This window comes from Blautia sp. JLR.GB0024 (genome assembly GCF_037000545.1).
GTDB classification, from domain to species: Bacteria; Bacillota; Clostridia; order Lachnospirales; family Lachnospiraceae; genus Blautia; species Blautia celeris.
On record NZ_JBANBF010000009.1, the window covers coordinates 180,690 to 193,425 of the forward strand.

Annotated in this window: 10 protein-coding genes and 1 pseudogene; 2 read left to right on the forward strand and 9 right to left on the reverse strand. The window is 48.0% G+C overall.

From position 1 onward, the window contains the following. Positions 1-26 precede the first annotated feature (26 nt). From V8Q34_RS19325 to V8Q34_RS19345, 5 genes are read right to left on the reverse strand one after another with little or no spacing between them, the layout of a single operon-like run. Positions 27-1,574: an MGH1-like glycoside hydrolase domain-containing protein gene (locus V8Q34_RS19325; RefSeq protein WP_227211937.1), complete on the reverse strand. Its 1,548-nt coding sequence runs from the start codon at positions 1,572-1,574 to the stop codon at positions 27-29. Beyond that, a complete protein-coding gene (locus tag V8Q34_RS19330; RefSeq protein WP_148392397.1) occupies positions 1,575-3,491 on the reverse strand; it encodes a beta-L-arabinofuranosidase domain-containing protein in 1,917 nt (638 codons plus the stop codon). A 22-nt stretch (positions 3,492-3,513) separates the two neighbouring features. Next, the gene (locus V8Q34_RS19335) at positions 3,514-4,338 is read right to left on the reverse strand and encodes a carbohydrate ABC transporter permease (RefSeq protein WP_103731813.1); all 825 of its coding nucleotides are present in this window, start codon (positions 4,336-4,338) and stop codon (positions 3,514-3,516) included. 10 nt (positions 4,339-4,348) lie between these two features. Further along, complete coding sequence (locus V8Q34_RS19340; protein WP_033143091.1) at positions 4,349-5,230, reverse strand: carbohydrate ABC transporter permease; 882 nt, start codon at positions 5,228-5,230, stop codon at positions 4,349-4,351. Between the two features lie 53 nt (positions 5,231-5,283). Next, positions 5,284-6,579, reverse strand: coding sequence for an ABC transporter substrate-binding protein (locus V8Q34_RS19345; RefSeq protein WP_033143090.1), 1,296 nt, complete (start codon positions 6,577-6,579; stop codon positions 5,284-5,286). Between the two features lie 273 nt (positions 6,580-6,852). Here V8Q34_RS19345 and V8Q34_RS19350 point away from each other — a divergent pair, with 273 nt between their 5' ends. Beyond that, entirely contained in the window at positions 6,853-7,746 is an 894-nt protein-coding gene (locus V8Q34_RS19350) for an AraC family transcriptional regulator (protein ID WP_335836149.1), read from the forward strand. A 23-nt stretch (positions 7,747-7,769) separates the two neighbouring features. On the opposite strand, the gene V8Q34_RS19355 is transcribed toward V8Q34_RS19350, so the two are convergent. The 3 genes from V8Q34_RS19355 to V8Q34_RS19365 all read right to left on the reverse strand — a co-directional run bounded on the left by V8Q34_RS19355 (position 7,770) and on the right by V8Q34_RS19365 (position 11,430). Beyond that, positions 7,770-9,017 (reverse strand): MFS transporter, encoded by a 1,248-nt coding sequence (locus V8Q34_RS19355; protein WP_335836150.1) that lies wholly within the window; start codon positions 9,015-9,017, stop codon positions 7,770-7,772. A 106-nt stretch (positions 9,018-9,123) separates the two neighbouring features. Next, positions 9,124-9,996: a class II fructose-bisphosphate aldolase gene (locus V8Q34_RS19360; RefSeq protein WP_335836151.1), complete on the reverse strand. Its 873-nt coding sequence runs from the start codon at positions 9,994-9,996 to the stop codon at positions 9,124-9,126. A gap of 183 nt (positions 9,997-10,179) precedes the next feature. After that, positions 10,180-11,430: an MFS transporter gene (locus V8Q34_RS19365; RefSeq protein WP_335836152.1), complete on the reverse strand. Its 1,251-nt coding sequence runs from the start codon at positions 11,428-11,430 to the stop codon at positions 10,180-10,182. A gap of 282 nt (positions 11,431-11,712) precedes the next feature. On the opposite strand from V8Q34_RS19365, the gene V8Q34_RS19370 reads away from it, so the two are divergent. After that, entirely contained in the window at positions 11,713-12,474 is a 762-nt protein-coding gene (locus V8Q34_RS19370; RefSeq protein WP_033144203.1) for a DeoR/GlpR family DNA-binding transcription regulator, read from the forward strand. A gap of 147 nt (positions 12,475-12,621) precedes the next feature. On the opposite strand, the pseudogene V8Q34_RS19375 reads toward V8Q34_RS19370, so the two are convergent. Next, a pseudogene (locus V8Q34_RS19375) lies at positions 12,622-12,736 on the reverse strand (myo-inosose-2 dehydratase); the annotation flags it as partial.

Below are 12,736 nucleotides of genomic sequence, written 5' to 3' on the forward strand. Positions count from 1 at the left end.
CTTATTCTACCTTCCATTATTTTCTATTATAAAATACAGGTGACAGATTCCGGTACAGAATCAAATCCCGCCTGCAGTCTGCCGTCCGCGTATATCTGAAACCCCGGCCCGCTGCCATATCGCTCCCCCGTTTTATCATATTGGATCGTCACAAGATGACCGCCTGCCGGAACATCCTCCAGTTTGAAATACTTCCATCTATGGTCCAAAAGAGGTGTCACCGTAAGCCTCCCGTCCTCATACATATGGATCCCCGCCGCGCCGCTGATGATCAGGTCACAGAAGGTTGAATGATTGTAATCCTTTCCCCTCTCGTATCCCCCTGCTTCCTGCGGAAATCCCTGTTCCTTCAAAAACCTGCGCGCCTCCCACTCTCCGGTGTCGGGATGGAGATTTTCATCGATCCAGCAGGACTTTCTGCCGTACCTGTCTGTTCTGTAATGAGAACCGGCATACAAAAGGAGCAGTTCCCCGTATTCTCTTCTTCCAAATTCGGTATTTCCTCTTTTCTCCCGGTTCTTCTGCAGATACTCTGCTGCTGCCGTCAAAGTCTGCGATGTAGAAAAAGGCCAGGACCAGCCATTCCACAGACAGGGATGCACAGCCTTTTTTTCCAGGAACCCGGGATACCGGCTGCAGGTGGACGGCCCATAGGGTGCATAAAAGCATTCCCGGTCAAAAAGCCTGGAAAAAGCAGCCCCCATGCGCTTTACCTGCGCATCCCCCTCAAACTGAAAAGGCAGCCCAAAATACCAGGGGAGATAGCCGGTTATCTCGTCCATCTCCGCCATCTCTCCCGGCGTCCCTGTTTTCTCCTGCACCCGGATTCCCCTGTAGAAGTTCAGTTCCGGCCTCCAGAGCATGGTCTGTATTCTGCGCCAGATGGATTCTGCCTCTCGCCGATATCTTACCTCAGCGGATTTGTCCCCCTTCCACCCTGCTATCCGAGAGAGGGCAGAGGCTGCTGCTGCCATATAGGAATTTAAGGTGAGCCGAATGCCGTTCCCGCCTGCTGAATATTCCATACCGTCCCTGTTGTCTGAAGACCAGAACAATCCGCATCTGTGCAGACTTCTTATCTTCCACCTTTTATAACTGTCTTCCATATAGGGAAACAGCTCTGATGCCAGATCATAATTTCCGGTTGTCCTGGTGAACCGGTAAACAGCGTGAATCAGCCAGTTGCTGTAATCCTGTTCATGCTCCCTGCCGCTTCCCAGAAACCAGTACACACAGTAATCCCTCAGATATGTATCACTGCCCCGTAGCCAGCGCCCTTCCATAAGATGATGGCCTGCCGCGCAGGATATGCCGTTATAGGGCCCTGACCAGGGAACTTGGGGAAGAAATTCTGTGAGGATATAGCCTTCCGGGGTCTTTTTGATATGTTTCCGGTAGACCCACCAGCGGAAATAATAGATTTCCTCAAGGACCGGGTCCTGACAGTCCAGCAGGGGGATGTGCTCCCCCATCCAGACCGCGGCGTGTTTGTTGTCAATTTCCTGTCCATGAGGCTCATCATCCCGGGCGGAAAATTTCTCTGCGTAGAATTTCAGTTTCTCTCTGAGGTGCATTTACTTATCCTCTTTTTTGTACCATGGAAATTGTGTGACCCTCAGCTTGGTACAGCCATAAGGGATCAGGGTGATTTCCTCCTCTGTCCCGTCCGGACTGATCGGACTGACGGGAAGCGTCCCTGCGCTGTTATCCTCCAATTTCCAGGAATCAAGTCTGCGTCCCCTGGTCTTCAGGCGGATTGGAGGGTGCTCCTTGGAAAACGGGACCACTCCCACACGGCCTGCCTGCATTTCAAAGGAAGGATTCTCTTCCAGTGCATAATTCCAGTCACTTTCAGGGTAGACCTCATAATCTCTGACACCTGCCACTTCTCTGACTGCCTCCCATCTCTCCTTCATGTCCAGCGCATACACCAGGGGGCCTCTCTCAACTGCCACGCTGTTATGGAACCAATGAGATGTTTCAATCTCCATGGAAAACTCCGCTTCGATCTTGTCCCCTGTACGGATTCCTCTGCAGACAGATACCACATCTCCTGTCTTTTCTCTGTTCTTCACTTCTTTGACACAGATTCCGTTCTTGTATATTTTACAGGCACTGCACCATCCCGGGATCCTGATCTTAAATTCCAGCCCGTCATGGGAAGCCTCCTCCACATGGTACGTGATTTTTTCTTTAAAAGGATACTCTGTCTCCTCCCTGATACACAGTTTCTTTCCCTCAGCCTCCGTCTCCAGCCTGCAGGGGGCAAATACCATAGAGACCACTTCCGAGTCACTTTCCCTGTACCACAGGCTCTTCACGAATTTCGGCCATCCCTGATGCATGTTCGCTGTACAGCAGCCGAAATTCGGTTCCAGACCGAACATATTGGATTCCTCATTGTTATTGAACCAGTTCCGCTTTGCTTTGCTCACAAGCACCTGATTTGCCTGCTGCACATACTGATGTGCCATGAAATCCTCTGTAATGGTAGCCGGCAGCGCATTGTAGGCAAGACGCTCCATTTTATCCGCAAAACAGGGAAGTCCGAAGGCCTCCAGCATGGTCTGCAGGCTGAACATATATTCCACTATTGAGCAGAGTTCTGCTCCCTGGGAGGGATTGTTTCCGCTTAAATGCTCATCCCCGTTGACGGCACCGCTTGCGACCCCGTGATATTTATCAGCACTCTCCATCCCTGCCAGTGAAACTGCCTCATAGTCCAGGTCATCGAAGAAATAGGACAGCATTGCAGGGTATTTAAATCCCATGGTCACATTTACGATATGGTTTGCGTGGTATTTCATAGTGTCATGATAATCTTCCCATGAAAAATGGCTGTATTCCTTATTCCAGTCATAATAATAACCCGCAGGCCTTGTAAAAGGAAAATCAGCAAAAATATCCACCCAGTCAAGAGCCTGTTTCCTGAGCATTTCCACAAGCGCCGGAATATAGCTTCTCTCTTCCCGTTCGCAGTACCACTGGATACAGTACAGCAAATCCCCTATTCTGGCGCTTGACCACTGTTTCATAGGCACCTGGGGTATCTTTTTATATAGATACTGAAAATACCTGTCAAAAAACGGAAGTACCCTGCTGTCTTTTTTAATCTCATAGTATTGGATCAGGACCTTCAGCATGACAAATCTGGACCAGTAGTCCTCCTTACTGGCTACAGGACCGAAGTTTCCCTCCTCATCCTGGCTGCCCAGAGTCCATTCCACAAACCTGCAGGCAATGTCCCAGTGTTCTTTGTCCTCCAGATAACAGGAGAGCGGCAGAAGCCCGTCCAGGTAGTAAGGCGCTCTCTCCCAATTTTCTCCTGTACCGCCCAGCCAGCCGGAATAACTGCCCACACTGTCCCAGATGTCAAACAGTTTTCCCGTAAGTCCCTGCATCTGAATTTCCAGCTGTCGTTTCAGCCATCCCTCCGGTTTCACTTCCGGGATGGAAAATGTATGTAATCTTTTCTCATTTTTATTGCTCATAATAGTTCCTCCAGGGTGCCTTTTATTTTAGTGCTCCGCTCAGCATTCCCTTGATAAAATATTTCTGCAGGAATACGAACAGGATCAGGATAGGCATCAGGCCTATAATGGAACTGGATGTCAGAAGTCCCCAGTCCGTACCGTACTGGCCGATCGCCAGATTGGTAAGTCCCACATTGAACGTCTTAATGGAATTACTGTTGGCAAATACCAGCGCGATCAGATAGTCGTTCCATGTGGTATACGCCGCATAAACGGCAATGGTCGCCACAGATGACCAGGTCAGCGGCAGACATATGTTGGAAAACACGGAGAACGCCCCCGCACCGTCCAGTTTTGCAGACTCCAGCAGACTGTCCGGCACCATGTCAAAGGCGTTTTTCATCATATAAATACAGAACGGTGACTGGAAGGTGGCGTAGATCAGCACCATACTCGGAATCGTATTTAAAAGATGCAGCTTTGACATGATGGAGTACAGCGGATTCAGCAGTGCCTGGAAAGGGATCATGATCGCCGCCAGAATACAGGCCATGAAAAGACCCTTTCCCTTTAACTGCAGCTTTGAGAACCCATACCCGGCCAGCACGCTGACAAAGACCACCAGTAAAATCGTGATCGCGGTAATGACAAAGGAATTCAGCAGATATCCTCTGTACAGACCATCATCCAGGGTAAATATCTTGATATAATTAGCCAGGGTCGGATGCTTTGGAATCAATGTGGGCGGTGTTCCGTATATCTCTGTCTTGTCCTTCAGAGACGTCACCACCGTCCAGTACAGCGGCAGGAAAAAGATGACTGCCAGAACTGTATTCATCCAAGTTTTTTTCGTCACTCTCTTCATACTTTCTCCTCTATTTCGTGGGGTCCTGCAGGACCTTATTTTCAAAATAACTCAGAACACCGAGCACAAGCAGCAGAATCATTGTCATGGCAGATCCATATCCCATCTTAAAATACTTAAATGACGTATTGTATATGTAATGGACAATGGTTGTGGTATCCTGCGCAGGACCGCCTTTTGTCATGATCAGGAACTGCTCAAATGCCAGTACGGAGCCGATGACCGACAAAATCAGTGCCAGAGCCGCATGCGGCTTGATGATCGGCAGAGTGATCCTGAAAAACTGCTTTACTTTATTGGCCCCATCCACACTTGCAGCCTCGTAGATCTGTTCATCTACGGACTGGAATGCCGCCAGAATGATCAGCATGGAAAATCCCGCCATCTTCCAGGTGACCATAAATATCACGGCGGGCAGGGATGTCTTAGCCGAATTCATCCACAGGATAGGGTCCTGTATGATCCCCAGTGTCTGGAGAAGGTAATTCAGCACACCGTACAGATCATTGTAGATCCAGAGCCATACCATACTGCAGCATGTCATGGATATGACCACCGGAGCAAAATACAGGGAACGGAACAAATTCACACCCTTAAATGCCCCATTGATCAGAAGTGCCAGGATAAAAGCCAGAATAAACAGGCACGGGGTCACAAAGACCGCGTATTTCATGGTGAACAGCAATGAATTCCAAAACTGGGCATCCTGAAACAGTTTTATATAATTATCCAGAAAGACAAACGTTTTCTCCCCCAGCACCGGCCAGTCGTAAAATGACATGAGCAGTGACTGGAGAAATGGAAATACAAAAAACATGAGATTCAATATCAGTGCCGGGAGTATGAACAAATAGGATACCAGCGGTATTTTCTTTTTATGTCTTCTCTTCATCAGTTTCTCCTTACTTTATGGAGGGGCGCCTGCAGGCAGGCCCCCTCTTGTTGTCACTGCATAATTTTATTGATAGCCTCCGCAGCATCCCCAAATGCCTGTTCCGGTGTCTTCTCCCCGTTCAGACAGGTCTGCATAGCCTCCAGAATGGGCACATACATCTCATCGTATTTCAGAGATACCGGGGTATGTCCTACCTCCAGCGCCTCTTTCAGCACCTGGTATTCCGGTGTATCATTGAAATATTCGTTGTCAAAGAAATCACTTCTTGCAGGGAGCAGACCGCCTTTTGCCAGCTCGTCCACCTGTACTTCCTTTGACAGGCCAAACTGTATGAATTCCCAGGCTGCGTCCACATCTTTGCACTGGGAGGTAATGCCGATGGAATCCCCGCCGGAGAAAGACGCATACTCTGTGCCCTCCGGTCCCTTTGGAAGAAGGCAGGCGCCCCAGTTCATATCATCGTGTTCACCGCTTATGAAAGAATAAATAGCTGCACTGCCCAGCACTACCTGGCTGGCTTTTCCTGTGAGGAATGCATCCTGTGCCTCATTCCAGGAGTATGTGGTAACACTGGGAGGCGTTACTTTATAGGTATTTGTCAGATCATTGAACATGGAAAGGGCTGCGACTGCATTTTCGGAATCCAGCTCACATGTCTTCCCGTCTTCTGAGAGCACTTCCCCTCCGTTGTTCCATACATAGGGCATGAAGGTAAACATATGGCCCCCCGCGTCACCTCCGGCATAGACATAGCCGTATCGGTCCGCTGTGGTCAGTTTCTGGGAATCAGCGATCAGCTCATCCCAGGTCTTGGGCGGTGTTTCCGGGTCAAGACCGGCCTCCTGATAATGGTCTTTGTTGTACAGAAGTACGGAAACGTCCGGCGCAAAGGGCACTGCATAAGTCTTGCCTTCAAGCTGTCCTGACTTTATCATACCTTCACTGAAGGTATCCTTATAATCCAGAGCCTCGTACTTATCAGAAATATCAGCAAAGGCTCCTATAGATGCAAAGTAGGGAACCTTTGTGCAGTCCAGGGAGACAATATCCGGCGCCTCGCCTGAGGACAGCGCCAGGGAGAGCTGGTCTGCCATCTGGGATGCGGGCTGCTCCACTACTTTTACTTCCACGTTTTCGTTCTGCTCATTGTATTTTTCCGCAGCGCTTTTTACAGCCGCTACTGTGGAATCACGTGTCCACACAACGATCTCCGACTTTTCGGAAGCTGTCTCCTTGTCTTTTTTCTCACCGGAATTCCTGTCACCGCCGCAGCCTGCCAGCATGGAAACTGCCATAAGAGATGTCATGGAAAGAGCTGCCCATTTCTTCATGTTTCCTGTTTTCATAATTTTCCTCCTTGGACGCAGACCTCAACTTCTGCATCATTATGCATTTTGATATGTTTTACGTGGTATCGGGCCGATATCTTGGGTATATTATACAAAAGCTTTTTCTATAAGTAAATTCATATTCTTTACCTAAAATAGTAAAATATTAACAGTATAAAATTGTAATAATTTAACATATAACGAAATATATTTTCTAATTTTTAGTTGATTTACAGCAAATATCCGTTTATAATCATATTAAAATATGAACATATAAGACAGGAGGCCGTCATGGAATATGTGAACTTTTCTACTCCCCCTTACCCGCACTTCATCATTGCAGGGTCTGCCCTCTACCGCCCCGGGGACGCACACGGGAGACGCAGCAACATTGGGATCTTTGATCTGATCTTTATCGAATACGGAGAACTTTATATTACAGACGGAGACGCCTCGTATCATCTCAGGGAAAACGAACTGATTATTTTAAAACCGGATTCCACCCATTACGGACACAAAAAGGTGACGGAGAAAACAAAATTTGACTGGCTTCATTTCAGAAGTGTGGGAGAATATCATTACTCCGAAGAATTTCATCTGGTGAAAGAAGAGCGGAAATCACTGAGTACATATACGGATCGGAAGAGCACACTTACACTCCCCCTTTATAAAAAAATGACACCGCTGGAGAGCAGTGAATTTACATCCATATTCTCGAAATTAATATCTGCCAACATAGACAAATACCAGCAGAAAGAGACCCAGGACCAGGCACTTTTATCACCTCTGGAATGCCAGGAGCTGTTTTTCCGGCTTCTGAGCTTTGTACAGGTGTTTCAGCCCCAGCGTAACTCCTCAGAACTTCTGGCTGCTAATATTATGGAATACATCCTTCGGAATTTCCACACACAGCTTACCCTGGAAAGTATAGCAGATTATTTTAATTTTCATCCGGTACATATCATACGGTGCCTGAAAAGGGAATACGGAATCACCCCAAACAAGGCCATCATACAGATCAGGATTGACAACGCAAAAAAGATGCTCATCACCTCCAATCTGAGCATCAATAAAATTTCTGAATTTGTGGGTTTCTCCTCCCCCTCTTATTTTAACAAGGTCTTTCGGGAATATACAGGCATGACCCCCAAGGAATACAGAACACAGAAAAGGCCCGGAATATAAACCGGACCTTTTTCACTCTGTCTTTATTCTATTTCCGGCTGTATCTGCACAGCGGTCTCTTTCTTTAACTCTCTCTCAAGAAGCAGTAAAAATCCAAGAGCCGCAGCCCCGCACAGCGCACCTATGGCAAATACCACATTGATATCCATGCCTGCACCCAGCACGGAATTGGTGACAGCAGGGGCGCTTAAGGTTGCCACAATAATTCCAAACATGACATACCCGTAATTCTCCCCGGAATGCTTCATACCGAAAATAGAACTTGCCAGGGAGGGAAAACTTCCCATAATGCCGCCGTAGCAGGCATACATCAGCACCACGCACACCGTAGCCATCGGTGCCGGAGCTGTGATCAGAAGGACCATGGCAAGGACTATGAAAGCCAATACCCCTTTCAGACAGATGGTACGCCCCACCTTATCTGCGGCAGTAGGCAGAAGAAGCCTGGCAGCCGCGTTGCAGACAGACCCCGCCATGACCGAAGTGACGGCTATGCCTGAGGCTATGCCCCTGTCCATCTGGACGGTCTGGGACAGAGGCGAAAGGATCAGATAGGGGATCAGCCCAAACAGCATGACTGCCAGCAAATAATAGAATTTCTTTGTCCGCAGCATCTCCCCTGATGAATACTGGCGTCCCTCATAGAGCGCAGCAGCAGACTCTTTTCCTCCGCCAGATCCAAGATTCCGTTTCTCCGGATTTCTGATAAAAATGCTTGCCAGTATCCAGGCCAGCGCCAGTACGGAACCGATCGTCAGCAGGGTAAACTGAATGCCCCGCTCTGCCAGCAGCACTCTGGAAAGCGGAGCCAGAAAAAATCCGCAGAGGCCGTTTGCTGTCACGATAACCCCTGACGCAAAGCCTGTCCTGTCAGGAAACCATTTCTGGGCAGTGGATATAATGGTGGTATATATCATGCCCTGCCCAAATCCCTGCATGATCCCATATGTCAGATACAGCATAACCGGTGACTGCCGCATGGAAAAGGCGGACAGCAGAATCCCCGCCGCGAATATCCCGCCTCCCACAGCCACCACGATCCTGGGGTTTGATCTGTCCTGAATCCTTCCCCCGATAATATTTCCCGGTACAAATGCCAGAAAGCTTAAATAGAATCCCATACTGGCCTGACTCTGGCTCCAGCCTGTCAGCTCCATGGCGTAGGGCTGGTATATGGACCATATATGCGGATACCCTGTAAAAAATATGGCAAAGGCACCGAAGATCAGTATCAGATATTTTGTCTTTGCACTGGTTTTATTCTCTCTCATAATCTCTCCCTCGCTCCCTTTGTTACTGCTTTATGTAAACCACTATTCCCCCATTTTTGTTTTAAAATACCGGACAGCAGCGTACACTGCTGTCCGGTCATTGTTCTTACTGTGCCCGGAATGAATTTTCAGACAGGCATTCGTATGGTGTGTTGAATACCAGAATATGACGTTTTACATTCTCATATGTCCCCTGCACCATAGCCTCGTTCAGGTCAAAGTAATTGTGTTTTCCCTCTGAGGCAATGTACTCCTCCACTTTCTTTGTCAGGCAGTTAAAGCTTGCAGTCGCAATGTTTACTTTCCTGATACCAAGGGAGATTGCTCTCTGGAAATCAGAATCCGTGATGCCGCTGCCGCCGTGAAGCACCAGGGGAATATCCACTTTATTATGTATCTGCTCCAGCACATCAAAGGCCAGCTTCGGAGCCACCGGATAATTTCCATGCGCGTTGCCGATCGCCACGGCAAGGGCGTCAATGCCTGTCTTCTCTGCAAACACTTTGGCGTCATCCGGGTCAGTACAGCGGATACCATGGTCACAGCTTCCGTCCTCACTGCCGCCTACCAGGCCCAGTTCGGCCTCCACTGTAGCGCCGTACTCTGCTGCCAGTCCCACAACTTTTCTGGTATTTGCAATGTTTTCTTCAAAAGGAAGTGTGGAGGCATCCAGCATTACGGATGTAAAACCAAGCTCCAGCGCTCTCTGAACCGTCTCAAAAGTAAGGCCGTGGTCCAGATGCACTGCCACATCCACCTTAGCTGATTTTGCCGCCTGCACCATCATAGGGCCCATCAGGTCAAGGGGGGAATGTTTCAGACGCACTTCTGCAATCTGTAAGATGATAGGAGTATCAAGCTCCTCTGCTGCCCGGATGGCTCCTTTTACCATTTCCATATTGCCTACACTGAATGCACCGCATCCCCTGTTGTTTTTTGCTGCGTTTTCCAGTAATGTTTTCATTTTTACCAGTGCCATAATGATTTTTCTCCTTTATCTCATTCTTTATTTGTATCGGTTCAGGTAACTGTTCAGTCAGGTCTGCGCATTTACTGCGCTGACCGTGCAAAAGAGTAGTGGCGGCAGGTATTCGCCCCATCGCGAAGCGATTTTTAATGGGCGAATACCCGTAACTATTCAGCTGGCTGAATAGTTATCGGTTCAATTTCCTTGGATCGCTTTTGGCGATGTGATCTTTGACCGGCTGCATTTTTCCCTTTTTATTTCTCTCTCCAGAAGAAGCAGGAACAGGAAGGAAATCGCTGCGCATACTGCTCCGATGGTAAATACCACGTTGATGTCATATCCACGTCCCAGGACTGTGTTTGTGATCGCCGGTGCCCCTAAAGTGGCAACCGCGATTCCCAGCATTACATAGCCGTAATTCTCACCGGAATGCTCCATGCCGAAAATGTTGCTGGTCAGTGAAGGGAAACTTCCCATGATACCGCCGTAGCATGCGTATACGAGAACCACACAGACGGTTGTGACTGCTGCCGGTGCGATCACCAGGAGAATCATAGCTGCTGCTGCCACCACTAAAACCACCTTCAGGCAGATGATCCTGCCCACTTTATCCGCTGCTGTGGGAAGTGCCAGACGTGTTCCCGCATTGAACACAGAGCCTGCCATGACTGCTGCCACTGCCACTGTGGATGCGATTCCCCTGTCCATCTGGACTGTCTGGGACAGCGGTGACAAGATCAGGTATGGTATCAGCCCGAACAGCATGGTTGCCAGAAGAAAGTAAAATTTCTTTGTCTTGATCATTTCCATGGAGGAATATTGTTTTCCATCATATCTGTGAATTATATTCCCCCCGGCCTTATTGGCATTCTCCGGATTTTTAATGAAAATGCTTGCGAAGATCCAGGAGATTCCTATCATAACACCGATCACAAGGAAGGTAACTTTGATTCCCTGGCTGGAAAGCAGCGCTCTTGAAAACGGTGCCATGAAAAATCCGAACAATCCATTGGCTGTAACGATCACCCCGGATGCAAAACCGGTTCTTCCCGGGAACCATTTCTGCGCGGTAGAGATAATGCTCGTATAGATCATACCCTGTCCGAATCCCTGTAAAATTCCATATGTAAAATACATCATCAGAGGTGACGGACGAAGCGCCAGTGCGCATAACAAAACACTCACGGTAAATATTCCTCCGCCGCAGATCACCGCGATCCTGGGGCTGTATTTATCCTGGATACGTCCTCCGAAAATATTACCCAGCACAAATGTGACAAAGTACAGGTAGAAACACATGGACGCCTGACTCTGGCTCCAGCCTGTCAGTTCCATGGCGTAGGGCTGGTAAATGGACCAGATATGGGGATACCCTGTAAAAAATACTGCAAAGGCACCAAATATCAGTATCAGATATTTTGTTTTAGAATTTGCTTTTCCTGTCATGATAGCTTTCCTTCCTCTTTTGATAAACTCTTTGTTATATATTGGTTATCTCTTTGCATTTAAAGTATCACCTTTTGGGTACTTAGTCAATAGTTTTTGATGATTTTTTGTATTTATTTCATTAAGCCCTTCACAATTTACCCAAAATATACTATACTTATACCAAAACATATTGGAAACCGCTTACTGCAGGCCCTGTGCCGCGCGATGCCAGACCTCCGTAACCGCTCAGACAGGTCAGCTTGTCTGAATGGTTACAGACTACCGGGAAAGGATATTTTTATGCGTACAAAACGAATTGATTTAATAGAGACTTTCATTGAACAGGAAAAATCCGTGTCCCTGGATACCCTGTGCGAAAAATTTAATGTATCTAAAAACACGATCCGAAGGGATATTGATGATCTTGTGAAAAAGGGTACTGTAGAAAAGGTATACGGCGGCGTGGTCAGCACGCAGCAGGCCTCAGATACACGTCTGCTGCCCTATGAACAGCGCCATACTGTGCTGAGCGCAGAAAAAGATGCCATATCAAAAAAAGCTGCCTCCTTTGTGGAGAACGGGGATGTGATCTATATTGATACGGGAACTACCTGCCTCAATATGGTGGATTCCCTGTCCCATTTAAACTGCACGATCATAACAAACAGCCTGCAGATTTATATCCGCGCAGTCCCTTATCCCAATCTCCAGGTTATTTCCCTGCCGGGAATCCTGAACAGGGACACCCTCTCCTTTGTAGGAAGTGAGATTCCGGGATATCTGCGGACCTTCAATATAACCAAAGCGTTCATGGCCTCCACAGGCGTGACCATTGAAAACGGCCTGACAAATGCCTCCGCGGAAGAGTATGCGGTTAAAAAAGCGGTCATTCAGAACAGCCAGACACGCTGCCTGCTCTCAGACCACACCAAATTCGGCAAGTTTGCACTTATGACTTACTGCCGTCTGAACGAAGTGCAGCATATTATCACGGACCGGCCGCTGGCGGAGGAATATGAGGATTACTGCCGGGAATACGACATCTCTGTCCACCTGGCATAAAAGCAATGTGTTTTTTTATACAAAACAGCCGAAGGCACAGGCTCCATCCGGAACCGGTACCTTCGGCTGTTTTCAATATTTTCAATTATCTGCAGCAGAGAACACGCTTTGTATTTTCTCTGCTGACATACCATAGAGGTAACAATTTTATAAGCCTGTCTTCTCAGCAATGAATTTTCTTGCCTTGATGGCATACTTAAGCGGATTGGCTTTTGCAGGGTCCTGCTCTGCCTCTACCAGCATATATCCTTCATATCCTGCC